Annotated in this window: 14 protein-coding genes; 10 read left to right on the top strand and 4 right to left on the bottom strand. The window is 60.4% G+C overall.

Annotated elements, in window-relative coordinates; all coding sequences use genetic code 11:
* Positions 1 to 181: 181 nt before the first annotated feature.
* On the top strand, positions 182 to 907 hold the full coding sequence (locus ACSFE6_RS16900) for a sulfite exporter TauE/SafE family protein (RefSeq protein WP_435428695.1): 726 nt from the start codon (positions 182 to 184) through the stop codon (positions 905 to 907).
* 122 nt (positions 908 to 1,029) lie between these two features.
* Here ACSFE6_RS16900 and ACSFE6_RS16895 read toward each other — a convergent pair whose 3' ends face one another.
* From ACSFE6_RS16895 to ACSFE6_RS16885, 3 genes are read right to left on the bottom strand one after another with little or no spacing between them, the layout of a single operon-like run.
* Complete coding sequence (locus ACSFE6_RS16895) at positions 1,030 to 1,419, bottom strand: DNA polymerase III subunit chi (protein WP_435428693.1); 390 nt, start codon at positions 1,417 to 1,419, stop codon at positions 1,030 to 1,032.
* A gap of 8 nt (positions 1,420 to 1,427) precedes the next feature.
* Complete coding sequence (locus tag ACSFE6_RS16890) at positions 1,428 to 1,856, bottom strand: DNA polymerase III subunit chi (protein ID WP_435428692.1); 429 nt, start codon at positions 1,854 to 1,856, stop codon at positions 1,428 to 1,430.
* A gap of 60 nt (positions 1,857 to 1,916) precedes the next feature.
* Complete coding sequence (locus ACSFE6_RS16885; protein ID WP_435428691.1) at positions 1,917 to 3,407, bottom strand: leucyl aminopeptidase; 1,491 nt, start codon at positions 3,405 to 3,407, stop codon at positions 1,917 to 1,919.
* Between the two features lie 394 nt (positions 3,408 to 3,801).
* Between ACSFE6_RS16885 and lptF the strand changes: the two genes are divergently transcribed.
* The 8 genes from lptF to pdxJ all read left to right on the top strand — a co-directional run bounded on the left by lptF (position 3,802) and on the right by pdxJ (position 12,206).
* A complete protein-coding gene (gene lptF / locus ACSFE6_RS16880) occupies positions 3,802 to 4,920 on the top strand; it encodes an LPS export ABC transporter permease LptF (protein WP_435428690.1) in 1,119 nt (372 codons plus the stop codon).
* Positions 4,913 to 5,974 (top strand): LPS export ABC transporter permease LptG, encoded by a 1,062-nt coding sequence (gene lptG, locus ACSFE6_RS16875; protein WP_435428689.1) that lies wholly within the window; start codon positions 4,913 to 4,915, stop codon positions 5,972 to 5,974. The genes lptF and lptG overlap by 8 nt, the downstream gene beginning before the upstream one ends.
* A 170-nt stretch (positions 5,975 to 6,144) precedes the next feature.
* Positions 6,145 to 7,944, top strand: coding sequence for a translation elongation factor 4 (gene lepA / locus ACSFE6_RS16870; RefSeq protein ID WP_435428688.1), 1,800 nt, complete (start codon positions 6,145 to 6,147; stop codon positions 7,942 to 7,944).
* A gap of 5 nt (positions 7,945 to 7,949) precedes the next feature.
* Positions 7,950 to 8,804, top strand: coding sequence for a signal peptidase I (gene lepB, locus ACSFE6_RS16865; RefSeq protein ID WP_435428687.1), 855 nt, complete (start codon positions 7,950 to 7,952; stop codon positions 8,802 to 8,804).
* Between the two features lie 184 nt (positions 8,805 to 8,988).
* Positions 8,989 to 9,678 (top strand): ribonuclease III, encoded by a 690-nt coding sequence (rnc, locus tag ACSFE6_RS16860; protein ID WP_095193756.1) that lies wholly within the window; start codon positions 8,989 to 8,991, stop codon positions 9,676 to 9,678.
* Complete coding sequence (gene era / locus ACSFE6_RS16855) at positions 9,671 to 10,573, top strand: GTPase Era (RefSeq protein WP_433767444.1); 903 nt, start codon at positions 9,671 to 9,673, stop codon at positions 10,571 to 10,573. Before rnc ends, era begins: the two co-directional genes overlap by 8 nt.
* 151 nt (positions 10,574 to 10,724) lie before the next feature.
* The gene (gene recO / locus ACSFE6_RS16850) at positions 10,725 to 11,408 is read left to right on the top strand and encodes a DNA repair protein RecO (RefSeq protein ID WP_435428686.1); all 684 of its coding nucleotides are present in this window, start codon (positions 10,725 to 10,727) and stop codon (positions 11,406 to 11,408) included.
* Positions 11,409 to 11,459: 51 nt separating this feature from the next.
* The gene (gene pdxJ, locus ACSFE6_RS16845; protein WP_435428685.1) at positions 11,460 to 12,206 is read left to right on the top strand and encodes a pyridoxine 5'-phosphate synthase; all 747 of its coding nucleotides are present in this window, start codon (positions 11,460 to 11,462) and stop codon (positions 12,204 to 12,206) included.
* Between the two features lie 128 nt (positions 12,207 to 12,334).
* Here the strand turns inward: pdxJ and mltF are convergent, their stop codons facing one another.
* Positions 12,335 to 13,795, bottom strand: coding sequence for a membrane-bound lytic murein transglycosylase MltF (gene mltF, locus ACSFE6_RS16840; RefSeq protein WP_435428684.1), 1,461 nt, complete (start codon positions 13,793 to 13,795; stop codon positions 12,335 to 12,337).
* 285 nt (positions 13,796 to 14,080) lie between these two features.
* Between mltF and purL the strand changes: the two genes are divergently transcribed.
* Positions 14,081 to 17,977: a phosphoribosylformylglycinamidine synthase gene (purL, locus tag ACSFE6_RS16835; protein WP_435428683.1), complete on the top strand. Its 3,897-nt coding sequence runs from the start codon at positions 14,081 to 14,083 to the stop codon at positions 17,975 to 17,977.
* Position 17,978 lies beyond the last annotated feature (1 nt).

Below are 17,978 nucleotides of genomic sequence, written 5' to 3'. Positions count from 1 at the left end.
CCCCCTCCCCCCCCCCCCCCCCCCCCCCCCCCCCCCCCCCCCCCCCCCCCCCCCCCCCCCCCCCCCCCCCCCCCCCCCCCCCCCCCCCCCCCCCCCCCCACAGGGGTAGAGTCGTCGGTGATATTCAAGGAAGAAGGGGAAAGGTGTGCTTGAGTTGTTGAACCAATGGCCGTTCGACGCAATGGATTGGCTGGTGATTGGAGCAGGGGTCGCTCTGGCTTACATCGTATTCGGTATCGCCGGATTCGGTACCGCATTGGTAGCCGGGCCGATACTGATCCTGTTCATGCCATTGTCGAAAATCGTGCCGCTGCTGGTGTTGCTGGATTTCGTCGCCGCGTTTGGCAATCTGTTGCCTTCACGACGGGACGTGGCCAGGCCGGAGCTATTGCGACTGTTGCCCTGCATGGCCCTGGGCTGCACCCTGGGGGTGATTTTTCTGCTGAATCTGAAATCCGATCTGTTGCTGCTGATGATGGGGCTGTTCATCAGTGCCTATGCGATTTACAGCCTGTGGATAAAGACCCGTCCGGCGCGACTGTCTGCGGTTTGGGCGCTACCGATGGGCACGGTGGGCGGGATGTTCGGCGCGTTGTTTGGCAGCGGCGGTTTTTTGTATGCGATCTATCTGAACAGTCGATTGCCCAAGGACGCAGCGCGGGCGACCCAAAGCGCGTTGATCAGTTGCAGCACGGTGGTGCGGCTGAGTCTGTTTGTAATTGCAGGAGTGTATGCCGAGTTGCCGTTGCTGGTGCTGGCGCTGTGTCTGTTGCCGGCTATGGCGCTGGGTCTGTGGGCCGGGCGACGTTTGACCAGGCGCTTGTCTCGCGAGGCCTTCGTGCGGCTGGTGACGTGGCTGGTGCTGGCGAGCGGGATCGCGTTGATCGGGCGCTATCTCAGTACCTGAACGTGTAGGAGCGAGCTTGCTCGCGAAAAACTCAAGGACGCCGCAGGGCATCTGATTTTACGCGTTATCGTTCGCGTTCTTCGCGAGCAAGCTCGCTCCTACAGTAAAACGGTACGCTGTACTCAGTCGTTGTACTGACTCAACAACCGCTCCAACCGTGCACTCAGGCGACGTTTGATTTCGGTTTCGATGTGCGGGGCGAAGTCGTCGATCACGTCTTGCATGATCAATTGCGCGGCGGCGCGCAGTTCGCTGTCGAGGTACAGCAATGCGTCGGCGTTCTGGCTGGCGCTTGGCGCCGGTTCGGCGGCGGGCTTGGGAGGTGTTGGTTCGACGGTCGGCACGGGGTCGTTGACGGTGTCGAACAGCATGGGAATCTGTTCCTGGTCACCGGCTTCGACCGTGTCGGTCAGTAGCGGCGGTTGCAGGTTGTCATCGCCGAGCAATTGGCGGATCGACTCAAGATCGTCCAGCAATTCCACGGGTTTTTGCAGCGGTTTTGGAGTGTCCATCGGAATGCTCAGAGTCGCTGTAAACGGTGATCTTGCAGAGGATAGCCCTGTTCGCGGTAGAAGCGGAAACTCTCCCGCGCGGCCTGGCGGATCACCGGGTCTTCGACCACCACTTCCGCCACGCGGGCGAAGCGTTGGGCAAAGGCCGGGACCTTCAGGTCGAGGTTGACCAGTAAATCGTGATGCTGACCGCAGTCATCGCCACATCCCAGTACGATCAGGCTGTCCGGTTCGCTTTCGGCAGGGCCGTGGGGCACGAAACTTTCGCCCTTGAAGGCCCACAGGCGCGTATCGAGATCGTCGCGCTGGGTGGCATCGCTGCAATGCAGGTAGACGCGGTGGCCCATGCGCCAGGCTTTCTCGGTGAGCTTGCAGGCGAAGTCCAGGCGTGCCGAGGGATCGGCACTGGGCAGGATATAGAAGTCGACTTTGGTCATTGCATTTCCTGAGCCCTGAGCGGCGTCCCCCGTAAGAGACGCCGCCCGGGGTCATCGGTTTCAGGCTTTGGCGCGGTCCAGCAGGTATTGGGTCAGCAGGGGAACCGGACGGCCAGTGGCGCCCTTGTCCTTGCCGCCGCTGGTCCAGGCGGTGCCAGCGATGTCCAGGTGAGCCCAGTTCAGGTTCTTGGCGAAGCGCGACAGGAAGCAGGCCGCGGTGATGGTGCCTGCTTTCGGGCCGCCGATGTTGGCGATGTCGGCGAACGGGCTGTCCAGTTGCTCCTGGTACTCATCGAACAGCGGCAGCTGCCAGGCACGGTCGTCGGCCGCCTTGCCGGCGCTCAGCAGTTGATCGATCAGTTCGTCGTTGTTGCCCAGCAGGCCCGACGTGTGGGAACCCAGAGCCACCACGCAGGCGCCGGTCAGGGTAGCGATGTCGATCACCGCTTGCGGTTTGAAACGCTCGGAGTAGGTCAGGGCGTCGCACAGCACCAAACGGCCTTCGGCGTCGGTGTTGAGGATTTCCACGGTCTGGCCGCTCATGGTGGTGACGATGTCGCCAGGGCGCGAAGCGGTGCCGCTCGGCATGTTTTCGGCGCAGGCCAGGATGCACACCAGGTTAATCGGCAGTTTCAGCTCGAGCACGGCACGCAGGGTACCGAACACACTGGCGGCGCCGCCCATGTCGTACTTCATTTCATCCATGCCGGCGCCCGGCTTGAGGCTGATGCCGCCGGTGTCGAAGGTGATGCCCTTGCCAACCAGTGCGTACGGCTTCTCGGATTTCTTGCCGCCGTTGTATTGCATGACGATCAGGCGCGGTGGCTGGGCGCTGCCTTGGCCGACGGCGTAGAACGAGCCCATGCCCAGTGCCTTGATCTTCTTTTCGTCGAGGACTTCGACTTTCAGATCCTTGAATTCCTTGCCGAGGTTTTTCGCCTGCTCACCGAGGAAGGTCGGGTGGCAGATGTTCGGCGGCAGGTTGCCCAGGTTGCGGGTGAAGGCCATGCCGTTGGCGATGGCGGTGGCGTGGGTCACGGCGCGCTGCACTTCAGCCTGAGCGGCCTTGATGGTCAGCAGGGTGATTTTCTTCAGGGCGCGCGGTTCGGCTTTCTGGCTCTTGAACTGGTCGAACTGGTACTCGCCGTCCACCAGGGTTTCGGCCAGCAGGCGGGTCTTGCCGTAGCTGTCGCGGCCTTTCACCACGATTTCGTCCAGAGCCAGTACCGCGTCGCTGCCGCCCAGGCCTTTGAGGGTGTTGAGCACGCCCGCGACGATTTTGCGGAACGGACGGTCGCCCAGTTCTTCATCTTTGCCAACGCCGACCAGCAGAACGCGTTCGGCTTTCAGGTTCGGCAGGCTGTGCAGCAACAGGCTCTGACCGACTTTGCCGACCAGGTCGCCACGCTTGAGCACGGCGCTGATCGCGCCGCCACTGAGTTCGTCGAGTTGTTTGGCGGCGGCACCGAGCTTGCGGCCTTCGCCGACGGCGACTACCAGCGTGGCGGTCTTCAACGTTTCCGGGTTAACGCTTTTTACAACCAGTTCCATGTCCGGGTCCCTGAATTGATGGTCAACTCGCAAGCGCTCGTCAGCAGGTGTGCGTCGCTTGCTTATAAAAAAGAAGGCGCCGGTAATGTCCGGCGACGAAGGCCGCAGTTTGAACCTCGCTACCGGCGCCTGACAACCCTCGACAACATTAATGTGCAGGAGCGAGCCTGCTCGCGATGGGCATCCCGTCAACGCTGGCTTTCAGTCAGTTCGCGTCATCGTTGACGCCCATCGCGGGCAGGCTCGCTCCCACAAGGGAGAGATGCATTGCGCAGTGACAGGCGCACCCAATCACAGGATAATGCGCCATCTTTTTCGGCGGCTCTGTCTTGCGGGCTGTCTGATCTGTTTGCTTGTTCGGCCGCCTTAGCCTGACAACCCTGGAGTGTCTGGTTTGATCGTCTTCCGTTATCTATCCCGCGAAGTCCTGTTGACCTTGAGCGCCGTCAGCGCCGTGCTGCTGGTCATCATCATGAGCGGACGTTTCATCAAATACCTCGCGCAAGCGGCCTCGGGTCAGCTGGATCCGGGTTCGCTGTTCCTGATCATGGGCTTTCGTCTGCCGGGCTTCCTGCAACTGATCCTGCCGCTGGGCCTGTTTCTCGGGATCCTGCTGGCGTACGGCCGCCTGTATCTCGAAAGTGAAATGACCGTGCTTTCCGCCACCGGTATGAGCCAGCAACGCCTGTTTCGCATGACCCTGTTCCCGGCCACGCTGGTGGCGCTGGTGGTTGCATGGTTGAGCCTGAGCCTGGCGCCACAGGGGGCCAATCAGTTTCAGCTGCTGCTGAACAAGCAAGATGCCCTGACCGAATTCGATACCTTGGAGCCCGGGCGTTTCCAGGCCTTGCGCGACGGAACCCGGGTGACGTACACCGAACAGTTGTCGGATGACCGTATCAATCTGGGTGGCGTGTTCATTTCGCAAAAGAACATCAGCTCCGACAAGAAGGACCGCGGGATTTCCGTGCTGGTGGCGGAGAAGGGGCGTCAGGAAATTCGCCCTGACGGCAATCGCTACCTGATTCTCGACAATGGCTACCGTTATGACGGTAATCCGGGGCAAGCCGATTACCGGGCGATCAAGTACGAAGAGTACGGCGTGCTGCTGCCCAAGCCGGATGTCAGCGACGAAGTGACAGATCGGGATGCCATGACCACCGCGTCCTTGATGGGTAATGATGACATCCGTTCCCGTACCGAGCTGCAATGGCGATTGTCCTTGCCGCTGCTGGTGTTCGTCGTGACCTTGATGGCGGTACCGCTGTCGCGGGTCAATCCGCGCCAGGGTCGTTTCCTCAAGCTGCTGCCGGCGATTCTTCTTTATATGGCGTACCTGACCATCCTGATTGCCGCTCGCGGCGCCCTTGAAAAGGGCAAGATCCCGCCGGCAATCGGCTTGTGGTGGGTACACGGGATTTTCCTGATCATTGGCCTTGGCTTGCTTTACTGGGAGCCCTTGCGCCTGAAAATGGCGAGTCGCCGCGCAGCGCTGGAGGTGGCCCGTGGTTAAACTGGACCGCTATATCGGCAGCAGTGTGTTCATGGCGATCCTGGCGGTGCTGGGGATCATTCTCGGCCTGGCGACCCTGTTCGCGTTCATCGACGAGATGAGTGAAGCCAGTGACACCTACACCCTGGTCGATATCCTCAGTTATGTATTGCTGACCGCACCGCGCCGGCTTTACGACATGCTGCCGATGGCCGCGCTGATCGGTTGCCTGATCGGTCTCGGCAGCCTGGCCAGCAACAGCGAACTGACCATCATGCGCGCCGCCGGGGTCTCGATCGGACGGATCGTCTGGGCGGTCATGAAGCCAATGCTGGTGCTGATGGTGGTGGGGTTGCTGATTGGTGAGTACGTCGCGCCAGCCACCGAAAGCACCGCACAGGCCAATCGTTCGCTGGCCCAGGGCAGTGGCGATGCGCAGAGCGCCAAGCACGGTTTGTGGCACCGTCAGGGTGAGGAGTTCATCCACGTCAACTCCGTTCAACCCAACGGCCTGCTGTATGGGGTGACCCGCTATCGCTTCGACGATCAGCGCCACATGCTGTCGTCGAGCTTCGCCAAGCGTGCGGAGTTCGATAAGGATCACTGGCAGTTGAGTGATGTCACCACCACGCTGTTCCATGAAAAGAGCACGGAAGTGGTCAGCGCACCGGTCGAGCGCTGGGACGTGGCGTTGAGCCCGCAGTTGCTGAGCACGGTAGTCATGGCGCCTGACTCGCTGTCGATCAGCGGTCTGTGGGGGTACATCCACTACCTGGCGGATCAAGGATTGAACAATGGCCGGTACTGGCTGGCATTTTGGGTCAAGGTGTTGCAGCCACTGGTCACCGCCGCACTGGTGCTGATGGCGATTTCCTTTATTTTCGGTCCGTTGCGCTCGGTGACCCTCGGCCAGCGGGTGTTTACCGGTGTGCTGGTGGGTTTCACCTTCCGTATTGCCCAGGATTTGCTGGGGCCTTCGAGCCTGGTGTTCGGTTTCTCGCCGCTCTTTGCGGTGCTGGTGCCGGCCAGTATTTGCGCCCTGGCCGGGCTCTGGCTGTTGCGCCGCGCCGGCTGAGGGCGAGGTATTCCCGGTTTCACGCGTCAAAATAACGCCCCTGTCCTAGGACCGGGGCGTTTTTGTACGCGCCGTCTGACCTGCGAACGTGACGCTTGCGCCGTGGATCAGGTACAATTCCCGGCTATTTTTCGGCGGGCTATGCCTGCAGCCTTTTTGAGTGTTGATCCGTGAGTGATTTGAGTCATATCCGCAATTTCTCCATCATCGCCCACATTGACCATGGCAAGTCGACGCTGGCCGATCGTTTCATCCAGATGTGCGGCGGCCTGGCCGAGCGTGAAATGGAAGCCCAGGTACTGGATTCCATGGACCTTGAGCGTGAGCGCGGGATCACCATCAAGGCTCACAGCGTTACTCTCTATTACAAAGCCAAAGATGGTATCAACTACCAGCTGAACTTCATTGACACCCCGGGCCACGTTGACTTCACCTACGAAGTCAGCCGCTCGCTGGCGGCCTGTGAAGGCGCGCTGCTGGTGGTCGATGCCGGTCAGGGCGTGGAAGCACAGTCGGTTGCCAACTGCTACACGGCGATCGAGCAGGGCCTGGAAGTGATGCCGGTTCTGAACAAGATCGACCTGCCACAGGCCGAGCCAGAGCGCGTCAAGGACGAGATCGAGAAGATCATCGGCATCGACGCCACCGACGCCGTCACTTGCAGCGCCAAGACCGGCCTGGGTGTCGACGAAGTGCTCGAGCGTCTGGTAACGACCATTCCTGCGCCGACGGGCAACATCGAAGATCCGCTGCAAGCGTTGATCATCGACTCCTGGTTCGACAATTACCTGGGCGTTGTGTCCTTGGTGCGTGTGCGCCACGGTCGCGTGAAAAAGGGTGACAAGATTCTGGTCAAATCCACCGGCAAGGTCCACCTGGTGGACAGCGTCGGTGTATTCAACCCCAAACACACCGCGACTGCCGACCTGAAAGCCGGCGAAGTGGGTTTCATCATCGCAAGCATCAAGGACATTCACGGTGCACCGGTGGGTGACACCCTGACCCTTGCTTCCACACCGGACGTCGAGGTTCTGCCTGGTTTCAAACGCATCCAGCCGCAGGTATATGCCGGTCTGTTCCCGGTCAGTTCCGACGATTTCGAGGACTTCCGCGAAGCGCTGCAAAAGCTGACCCTCAATGACTCGTCGCTGCAATACACGCCGGAAAGCTCCGATGCCTTGGGCTTCGGTTTCCGTTGCGGTTTCCTCGGCATGTTGCACATGGAAATCATCCAGGAGCGCCTGGAGCGCGAATATGACCTGGATCTGATCACCACGGCGCCGACGGTAATCTTCGAACTGGTGCTCAAAACCGGTGAGACGATCTACGTCGACAACCCGTCCAAGCTGCCAGATGTCTCGTCGATCGAAGACATGCGCGAGCCGATCGTGCGCGCCAATATCCTGGTGCCGCAGGAGCATCTGGGCAACGTCATTACCCTGTGCATCGAAAAACGCGGTGTTCAGGTCGACATGCTGTTCCTTGGTTCCCAGGTGCAAGTGACTTACGACCTGCCGATGAACGAAGTGGTCCTGGACTTCTTCGACCGCCTGAAATCCACCAGCCGCGGCTATGCTTCGCTGGACTACCATTTCGATCGATACCAATCGGCTAATCTGGTGAAACTGGACGTGCTGATCAACGGCGACAAGGTCGATGCCCTGGCGCTGATCGTGCACCGTGACAACTCGCACTACAAAGGTCGCCAGTTGACCGAGAAGATGAAAGACCTGATTCCGCGGCAGATGTTCGACGTGGCAATCCAGGCCGCCATTGGCGGTCAGATTGTGGCGCGTACAACCGTCAAGGCACTCAGAAAGAACGTATTGGCCAAATGCTACGGCGGTGACGTCAGCCGTAAGAAAAAGCTGCTGGAAAAGCAAAAGGCCGGTAAAAAACGCATGAAACAGGTCGGTAACGTGGAAATTCCACAAGAAGCCTTCCTTGCCGTGCTCAGGTTGGATAGTTAGGTCCTATGTCACTAAATTTCCCGCTGTTGCTGGTCATCGCCGTGTTCGTCTGCGGCCTGTTGGCGTTGCTTGATGTGCTGTTCCTGGCGCCGCGTCGGCGGGCTGCCGTCGCCTCCTACGAGGGCAGCGTCAGCCAGCCCGATGTGGTGGTGGTCGAGAAGCTGAACAAAGAGCCGCTGCTGGTTGAATACGGCAAGTCGTTCTTCCCGGTGTTGTTCATCGTGCTGGTGCTGCGTTCGTTCCTGGTGGAACCGTTCCAGATCCCGTCCGGTTCGATGAAGCCGACCCTGGACGTTGGCGACTTCATTCTGGTGAGCAAGTTTTCCTACGGGATCCGCTTGCCGGTGATCGACAAGAAAATCATCGAGGTCGGTGAACCACAACGCGGTGATGTGATGGTCTTCCGCTATCCGAGCGACCCTAACGTCAACTACATCAAGCGTGTCGTTGGCTTGCCGGGTGATCAGGTTCGTTACACCGCCGACAAGCGCCTGTTCGTCAACGGTGAGTCGATTGCCGAGCAACTGGTCGGTTCTGAACCGGGCACGTTGGGCAGTGCCGAGCTTTACAAGGAAAAACTCGGTGTCGCCGAGCACCTGATCCGCAAGGAAATGAGCCGCTACCGGGCAACGCCGGACCGTACCTGGACCGTGCCTGCCGGGCACTACTTCATGATGGGCGACAACCGCGACAACTCGAACGACAGTCGCTACTGGGATGATCCGAGCATTCCCAAGGATCTGCTGGGCATGGTTCCCGACAAGAATATCGTCGGCAAGGCCTTTGCAGTCTGGATGAGCTGGCCGGAACCCAAACTCAGTCACCTGCCGAATTTCTCGCGGGTTGGCCTGATCCAGTAATCAAACACGGCGCTGTTGAACACAGCGCCGAATGCATTTCTGGAGCCGGCACAATCGGCACCGGAAGCATGAAGCCAACGATATTCAGGACGTTATTTTTGAACACAGCTTTAATTGTCCCTAGCCTGCGCCAATTTCCGGCGATGGCGGTGGAATCCAACCACGAACTCAGCGTGGGTAAACCGTGAGCGTCTCCTTAAGCCGTCTCGAGCGTCAGCTCGGTTACACCTTCAAGGATCAGGAACTGATGGTCCTGGCCCTGACTCACCGCAGTTTTGCCGGGCGTAACAACGAACGCCTGGAATTCCTCGGTGATGCCATCCTCAACTTCGTCGCTGGCGAGGCGCTGTTCGATCGCTTCCCGTTGGCCCGCGAAGGCCAGTTGTCGCGTTTGCGCGCACGCTTGGTGAAAGGTGAGACCCTGGCCGTGCTGGCCCGTGGTTTCGATCTGGGCGAATACCTGCGCCTGGGTTCCGGCGAGTTGAAAAGCGGCGGTTTTCGTCGTGAGTCGATTCTGGCTGATGCCCTGGAAGCGTTGATCGGTGCGATCTATCTGGACGCTGGCATCGAAGTCGCCCGTGAGCGCGTACTGGCCTGGCTGGCCGGCGAGTTCGAAGGCTTGACGCTGGTCGACACCAACAAGGATCCGAAAACCCGCCTGCAAGAGTTCTTGCAGTCCCGTGGTTGTGAGCTGCCGCGTTACGAAGTGGTGGATATCCAGGGTGAACCGCATTGCCGGACGTTCTTCGTCGAATGCGAAATCATCCTACTGAATGAAAAAAGCCGAGGTCAGGGTGTGAGCCGTCGTATTGCCGAACAGGTAGCGGCCGCCGCAGCACTGATTGCCCTGGGCGTGGAGAATGGCAATGACTGATTCAAACGCAACTCGCTGTGGCTATGTTGCCATCGTCGGCCGTCCGAACGTGGGCAAGTCCACGCTGCTGAACCACATCCTGGGTCAGAAGCTGGCAATCACCTCGCGCAAGCCGCAAACCACCCGTCATAACATGCTCGGCATCAAGACCGAAGGCGACGTGCAAGCGATCTATGTCGACACGCCTGGCATGCACAAGGGTGGCGAAAAGGCCCTGAATCGCTACATGAACAAGACCGCTTCGGCGGCGTTGAAAGACGTCGACGTGGTGATCTTCGTGGTTGATCGCACCAAGTGGACCGAAGAGGACCAGATGGTCCTGGAGCGCGTGCAATACGTGACCGGCCCGCTGATCGTCGCGTTGAACAAGACTGACCGCATCGAGGACAAGGCTGAGCTGATGCCGCACCTGTCCTGGTTGCAGGAACAGCTGCCGAACGCGCAGATCATCCCGATTTCGGCCCAGCACGGGCACAACCTCGATGCGCTGGAGCGAGTGATTGCCGAGCAACTTCCGGAAAACGATCACTTCTTCCCGGAAGACCAGATTACCGACCGTAGCAGTCGTTTCCTGGCCGCTGAGCTGGTGCGCGAAAAAATCATGCGCCAAATGGGCGCCGAGCTGCCGTACCAGATCACCGTCGAAATCGAAGAGTTCAAGCAGCAGGGGAAAACCCTGCACATTCATGCGTTGATCCTCGTCGAACGTGACGGCCAGAAGAAAATCATCATTGGCGACAAGGGCGAGCGCATCAAGCGCATCGGCACCGAGGCGCGCAAGGACATGGAGCTGCTGTTCGACTCCAAGATCATGCTTAACCTCTGGGTGAAAGTTAAGGGTGGCTGGTCCGATGACGAGCGTGCACTGCGTTCGTTGGGTTACGGCGACCTGTAAGTCAACAAAGATCCACTGTGGGAGCGAGCCTGCTCGCGAAGAGGATGTAACATTCAGCATTGATGTTGACTGTTATATCGCTTTCGCGAGCAGGCTCGCTCCCACATTGGTTTTTGGGTGGTTGTAAAACCGTTTCCTTACTGAGAGCTCCATGTCCCAGCCCCTCGGCCAACCCGCCTACGTCCTCCACTCCCGCGCCTACCGCGAAAGCAGTGCGCTGGTGGACTTCCTGACGCCGCAAGGTCGGCTGCGGGCGGTATTGCGCAGTGCGCGGGGCAAGGCAGGCACATTGGCGAGACCGTTCGTGCCACTGGAAGTCGAATTTCGTGGGCGTGGCGAGCTGAAGAATGTCGGGCGTATGGAAAGTGCCGGTGTGTCGACCTGGCTCCACGGCGAGGCGCTGTTCAGTGGCTTGTACCTCAATGAACTGCTGATCCGCCTGTTGCCTGCCGAGGACCCGCATCCCGGCGTGTTCGACCATTACGCCGCCACATTGCTGGCCCTGGCTGAGGGGCGACCGCTGGAGCCGCTGTTGCGTTCGTTCGAATGGCGATTGCTGGACGATCTCGGTTATGGCTTCGCACTCAATACCGACCTGCATGGTGAGCCTATCGCCCCGGATGGCCTTTATCGCCTGCAAGTGGATGCTGGACTGGAACGAGTCCATCTACTGCAACCGGGGCTGTTCAATGGCGTCGAGTTGCTGGCGATGGCTGAAGCCGACTGGTCTGCGCCTGGTGCGTTGTCCGCCGCCAAGCGTCTGATGCGTCAGGCATTGGCTGTCCACTTGGGCGGCCGGCCACTGGTTTCCAGAGAGTTGTTTCGAAAGCCGTAAATTCCCCGTGTATGCTGTGCACCGAACTTTCTCTTCTTCTGGAGCGCTTCCGTGACCACCAGCACCCGCATTCTTCTTGGCGTGAACATCGACCACGTTGCCACCCTGCGTCAGGCCCGGGGGACACGCTACCCGGACCCGGTCAAGGCTGCACTGGATGCGGAAGAGGCGGGCGCTGACGGCATCACCGTGCATTTGCGTGAAGACCGCCGGCATATCCAGGAGCGCGACGTACTGCTGCTCAAGGATGTGCTGCAAACCCGCATGAACTTCGAAATGGGCGTCACCGAAGAAATGATGGCGTTCGCCGAGCGCATTCGCCCGGCACACATTTGCCTGGTCCCGGAAACCCGTCAGGAGCTGACGACCGAAGGCGGTCTGGACGTGGCGGGACAGGAAGCGCGGATCAAGGCCGCTGTGGAGCGCCTGTCGAAGATCGGCTCGGAAGTATCGCTGTTCATCGATGCCGACGAGCGGCAGATCGAGGCTTCCCGTCGCGTTGGGGCCCCGGCCATCGAGCTGCACACCGGCCGTTACGCCGATGCCGAAACGCCGACCGACGTGGCTGAGGAGTTGAAGCGCGTTGCCGATGGCGTGGCGTTCGGTCTGGCCCAGGGGCTGATCGTCAATGCCGGCCACGGTCTGCATTATCACAACGTTGAGGCAGTGGCAGCGATCAAGGGTATCAACGAACTGAACATCGGCCATGCGTTGGTGGCCCATGCCTTGTTTGTAGGCTTTAAATCGGCTGTTTCGGAGATGAAGGCACTGATTCTGGCGGCGGCTGCCAAGGCTTAAGCAACAACACAAAACCAATGTGGGAGCCAGCCTGCTGGCGATGGCGGAGTGTCAGTCAACAAAGATGTTGAATGATAAACCTCTATCGCCAGCAGGCTGGCTCCCACATTTGATTGAAGGTGTCGGGATCAGAGTGGTGCAGGTTCCTGGGCCGGCTTGGTCTTGTCGATACCCGGTACCAACAGTTTGCCCTCGGCCACCTGATCGCCTTCAAGCTGCGGCTGCGTGACCCAGGTCAGGATGTCGTAGTAGCGACGGATGTTGGCCACGAAATGTACGGGTTCGCCGCCCCGGGCGTAGCCGTAACGGGTCTTGCTGTACCACTTCTTCTCGGACAGGCGCGGCAGGATCTTCTTCACGTCCAGCCACTTGTCCGGGTTCAGCCCTTCCTTGGCCGCCAGTTTGCGCGCGTCATCCAGGTGTCCGCTGCCCACGTTGTAGGCTGCCAGGGCAAACCAGGTGCGATCCGGTTCCTGAATTGACTCATCCAACTGATCTTTCATGTAAGCCAGGTACTTGGCGCCGCCCATGATGCTTTGCTTGGGGTCGAGGCGGTTGGACACGCCCATCGCTTGCGCGGTGTTCTGGGTCAGCATCATCAGGCCGCGCACGCCGGTCTTGGAGGTCACGGCCGGTTGCCACAGGGATTCCTGGTAGCCGACTGCCGCCAGCAGGCGCCAGTCGACTTTCTCTTTCTTGGCGTAGGCCTTGAAGTGCTGTTCGTACTTGGGCAGGCGTTGCTGCAAGTGTTGGGCGAAGGTCGTGGCGCCCATGTAGCCGAGGACGTCGACGTGCCCGTAGTAGCGGTCTTTGAGGCGTTGCAGGGTGCCGTTTTTCTTGACCTTGTCCAGGTAGTCGTTGATCTCGTTGAGCAGGCTGTTGTCATCGCCAGGTGCCACGGCCCAGCTCTGGTCCCTGGCGTCGCCCAGGTCAAAGGCCACCCGGATGTTGGTGAAATACACCTGGTTCATCGCGACTTCGTTGGAATCCACCAGGGTCAGGTCGATCTGACCTTCGTCCACCATGCGCAGGAGATCGACGACCTCGACTGCGTCGGACTCTTCGTATTCGATGCCGGGAAATTTCTGTTTCAGTTGCGCCAGTTGTTCGGCGTGGGTGCTGCCCTTGAGCACCATGATCTTCTTGCCCACCAGGTCTTTCGCCTCGGTAGGGCGGGACTGGCCATTGCGGTAGATGACTTGTGGGGTGACTTCCAGATAAGAGTGGGAAAACCGCACCTGCTTCTTGCGTTCTTCGCTGCTGACCAGGCCGGCAGCCGCCAGCACCGGGCCGTTTGGCTTGCCCACCTGATTGAACAGGTCGTCGAGGTTGTCGGCGGTCTCGATCTTCAGCTCGACCCCCAGATCGTCGGCGAAGCGTTTCACCAGCTCGTATTCGAAGCCGGTTTCACCGTTGCGATCCTGAAAGTAGGTGGCGGGGCTGTTACGGGTGACCACCCGCAGCACACCATCCTCCTTTACGCGCTCGAGCGTGTTGGGTTTATCAACACAGCCACCGAGCATCAGGAAGAGTCCGGTTGCGATCAGCCATTTGGCGAATCGCGGACGCAAAGCCGTTGGGGAAAACATTTGCGCAGTATACGCAAAGGACCACGAGCGCCATATCTCGACAGCAAAGGGCTTGTCTGCTAGGCATCACAAAACCGGTCGAAACCCCGCAGAAATGGGCCTTGACGGCGTTTTGTCGTAGCGAAAATAAGCTGTCGTCGAACGCCCGATTAACCTGACTTTCGAGGCAGAAACACAGAATGGCACCTGAGTGCAACCGTGCGTAGCGTTTCGGGTGATGTCGCGAGCTGTTTAGGCTAGAATGCACGGCCTCAAAGCACACCCCTTCCCGAGGCTGTCCCGAAGATGTTGATCCTGCGCGGCGCTCCTGCCCTTTCTGCCTTTCGCCACAGCAAACTCCTTGAGCAACTGAGCCAGAAGGTTCCGGCTGTCAGTGGCTTGTATGCTGAATTCGCTCACTTCGCCGAAGTTACCGGCGTCCTGACCGGCGACGAACAGCAGGTGCTGGCGCGCCTTCTGAAGTACGGTCCAAGCGTTCCGGTCCAGGAGCCGACCGGTCGTCTGTTCCTGGTGCTGCCACGTTTCGGCACCATCTCGCCATGGTCGAGCAAGGCCAGCGACATCGCTCGCAACTGCGGCCTGACCAAGATCCAGCGCCTGGAGCGCGGCATTGCCTTCTACGTGGCCGGCCAGTTCAGCGACGCTGAGGCACAACTGATCGCCGATGCGCTGCACGACCGTATGACCCAGATCGTCCTGGGCAACCTCGAACAGGCCGCCGGTCTGTTCAGCCATGCCGAACCCAAGCCACTGACCGCGATCGACCTGCTGGGTGGCGGCCGTGCCGCGCTGGAAAAAGCCAACACCGAGCTGGGCCTGGCCCTGGCCGAAGACGAGATCGACTATCTGGTCAACGCCTTCGTCGGCTTGAAGCGCAACCCGCACGACATCGAACTGATGATGTTCGCCCAGGCGAACTCCGAGCACTGCCGTCACAAGATCTTCAACGCGAGTTGGGACATCGACGGCGAGAGCCAGGAAAAAAGCCTGTTCGGCATGATCAAGAACACCTATCAGATGCACAACGAAGGCGTTCTGTCCGCTTACAAGGACAACGCTTCGGTGATCGTCGGTTCCGTGGCCGGGCGTTTCTTCCCGGACCCTGAAACCCGCCAGTACGGCGCGGTGCAGGAGCCGGTGCACATCCTGATGAAAGTCGAGACCCACAACCACCCGACCGCGATTGCCCCGTTCCCGGGTGCGTCCACCGGTTCCGGTGGCGAGATTCGCGACGAAGGCGCGACCGGCCGTGGCGCCAAGCCAAAGGCGGGCCTGACCGGTTTCACCGTGTCCAACCTGCAAATCCCTGGCTTCGAACAGCCGTGGGAAGTGCCATACGGCAAGCCTGAGCGCATCGTCAACGCGCTGGACATCATGATCGAAGGCCCGTTGGGCGGCGCTGCATTCAACAACGAATTCGGCCGTCCGGCGCTGACCGGTTATTTCCGTACCTTCGAACAATCCATCACCACCCCGCACGGTGATGAAGTTCGCGGTTACCACAAGCCAATCATGCTGGCTGGCGGCATGGGCAACATCCGTGAAGAACACGTCAAGAAAGGCGAGATCGTCGTCGGTTCCAAGCTGATCGTGCTGGGTGGCCCGGCGATGCTGATTGGCCTGGGCGGCGGCGCGGCTTCTTCCATGGCCACCGGCACCAGCTCGGCGGACCTGGACTTCGCTTCGGTACAACGCGAAAACCCGGAAATGGAACGTCGCTGCCAGGAAGTCATCGACCGTTGCTGGCAGTTGGGTGACAAGAACCCGATCAGCTTCATCCATGACGTGGGCGCGGGCGGTCTGTCCAACGCCTTCCCGGAGCTGGTCAACGACGGCGACCGCGGTGGCCGCTTCGAACTGCGCAACATTCCAAATGACGAGCCAGGCATGGCTCCGCACGAAATCTGGTCCAACGAATCCCAGGAACGTTACGTTCTGGCGGTCGGCCCGGCCGACTTCGAGCGCTTCAAGGCTATCTGCGAACGCGAGCGCTGCCCGTTCGCCGTGGTCGGCGAAGCCACTGCCGAGCCACAACTGACCGTCACCGACAGCCACTTCGGCAACAGCCCGGTGGACATGCCGCTGGAAGTGCTGCTGGGCAAAGCCCCGCGCATGCACCGTTCGGTGGTTCGCGAAACCGAGCTGGGCGACGATTTCGATCCGTCGGCCCTGAACATCGCCGACTGCGTCGAGCGTGTTCTGCATCACCCGGCCGTGGCGAGCAAAAGCTTCCTGATCACCATCGGTGACCGCACCATCACCGGCCTCGTGGCCCGCGACCAGATGGTCGGCCCATGGCAGGTTCCGGTGGCCGACGTTGCCGTCACCGCCACCAGCTTCGACGTCTACACCGGTGAAGCCATGGCCATGGGCGAGCGTACTCCGCTGGCTCTGCTGGACGCTCCGGCGTCGGGCCGCATGGCCATCGGCGAAACCCTGACCAACATCGCGGCTTCGCGTATCGGCAAGATTTCCGACATCAAACTGTCGGCGAACTGGATGTCTGCTGCCGGTCATCCGGGCGAAGACGCGCGTCTGTACGACACCGTGAAAGCGGTCGGCATGGAGTTGTGCCCTGAGCTGGGCATCACCATTCCGGTGGGCAAGGACTCGATGTCCATGGCCACTCGCTGGAACGAAGACGGCGTGGACAAGGCCGTGACTTCGCCGATGTCGCTGATCGTGACCGGTTTCGCGCCAGTGACCGACATCCGTCAGACCCTGACCCCGCAACTGCGCATGGACAAGGGCACCACCGACCTGATCCTGATCGACCTGGGCCGTGGCCAGAACCGCATGGGCGCCTCGATCCTGGCCCAGGTTCACGGCAAGCTCGGCAAACAGGCACCGGACGTCGATGACGCCGAAGACCTGAAAGCGTTCTTCGCCGTGATCCAGGGTCTCAACGCCGACGGTCACCTGCTGGCTTACCACGACCGTTCCGACGGTGGTCTGCTGACCTCCGTGGTGGAAATGGCTTTCGCCGGCCACTGCGGCCTGAGCCTGAACCTGGACAGCGTCGCCGCAACCTCGGCGGAAATCGCTGCCATCCTGTTCAACGAAGAACTGGGTGCCGTGATCCAGGTTCGCCAGGACGCCACCCCGGACATCCTCGCGCAGTTCAGCGCGGCCGGTCTGGGCGATTGTGTGTCGGTGATCGGTCAGCCGATCAACAACGGTGAGATCAACATCACCTTCAACGGTGACACCGTGTTCGAAGGCCAGCGTCGTCTGCTGCAGCGCCAATGGGCCGAGACCAGCTACCAGATCCAGCGCCTGCGTGACAACGCCGACTGCGCGGATCAGGAATTCGACGTCCTGCTGGAAGAAGACAACCCGGGCCTGAACTTCAAGCTCAGCTACGACGTCAACCAGGACGTCGCCGCGCCTTACATCAAGAAAGGCATCCGCCCACAGGTTGCCGTGCTGCGTGAGCAGGGCGTCAACGGTCAGGTGGAAATGGCGGCCGCGTTCGACCGTGCCGGTTTCAACGCGATCGACGTGCACATGAGCGACATTCTGGCTGGCCGTGTCGACCTGAACGACTTCAAGGGCATGGTCGCTTGCGGCGGCTTCTCCTATGGCGACGTACTGGGTGCCGGTGAAGGCTGGGCCAAGTCGGCCTTGTTCAACAGCCGTGCCCGCGATGCGTTCCAGGGCTTCTTCGAACGTAACGACAGCTTCACCCTCGGCGTGTGCAACGGTTGCCAGATGATGTCCAACCTGCACGAGCTGATCCCGGGCAGCGAGTTCTGGCCGCACTTCGTGCGTAACCGTTCCGAGCAGTTCGAAGCCCGTGTAGCCATGGTGCAGATCCAGGAGTCGAATTCGATCTTCCTGCAAGGCATGGCCGGTTCGCGTATGCCGATCGCCATCGCCCACGGTGAAGGCCATGCCGAGTTCGCCAGCGAAGAAGCACTGCTGGAAGCGGATCTGTCCGGTTGCGTGGCGATGCGTTTCGTCGACAACCACGGCAAGGTCACCGAGAACTACCCGGCCAACCCGAACGGCTCGCCGCGCGGGATCACTGGCCTGACCAGCCGCGACGGTCGTGTGACCATCATGATGCCGCACCCGGAGCGTGTGTTCCGCGCCGTGCAGAACTCGTGGCGTTCGGACGACTGGAACGAAGACGCACCTTGGATGCGCATGTTCCGTAATGCGCGCGTCTGGGTGAACTAAG

Origin of the sequence: Pseudomonas baetica (genome assembly GCF_051216495.1) — a bacterium.
GTDB lineage: Bacteria > Pseudomonadota > Gammaproteobacteria > Pseudomonadales > Pseudomonadaceae > Aquipseudomonas > Aquipseudomonas baetica_B.
The sequence above is the reverse complement of the archived record's forward strand: the minus strand, read 5'-3'. Positions and strand labels throughout refer to the sequence as shown.

Bases quoted from the DNA above. Each gene is read 5' to 3' on its own strand.
- era (WP_433767444.1), top strand. From the start codon at position 9,671: ATGACTGATTCAAACGCAACTCGCTGTGGCTATGTTGCCATCGTCGGC.
- lepB (WP_435428687.1), top strand. From the start codon at position 7,950: ATGTCACTAAATTTCCCGCTGTTGCTGGTCATCGCCGTGTTCGTCTGC.
- ACSFE6_RS16895 (WP_435428693.1), bottom strand. From the start codon at position 1,419: ATGGACACTCCAAAACCGCTGCAAAAACCCGTGGAATTGCTGGACGAT.
- ACSFE6_RS16900 (WP_435428695.1), top strand. From the start codon at position 182: ATGGATTGGCTGGTGATTGGAGCAGGGGTCGCTCTGGCTTACATCGTA.
- mltF (WP_435428684.1), bottom strand. From the start codon at position 13,795: ATGTTTTCCCCAACGGCTTTGCGTCCGCGATTCGCCAAATGGCTGATC.
- ACSFE6_RS16890 (WP_435428692.1), bottom strand. From the start codon at position 1,856: ATGACCAAAGTCGACTTCTATATCCTGCCCAGTGCCGATCCCTCGGCA.
- recO (WP_435428686.1), top strand. From the start codon at position 10,725: ATGTCCCAGCCCCTCGGCCAACCCGCCTACGTCCTCCACTCCCGCGCC.
- ACSFE6_RS16885 (WP_435428691.1), bottom strand. From the start codon at position 3,407: ATGGAACTGGTTGTAAAAAGCGTTAACCCGGAAACGTTGAAGACCGCC.
- purL (WP_435428683.1), top strand. From the start codon at position 14,081: ATGTTGATCCTGCGCGGCGCTCCTGCCCTTTCTGCCTTTCGCCACAGC.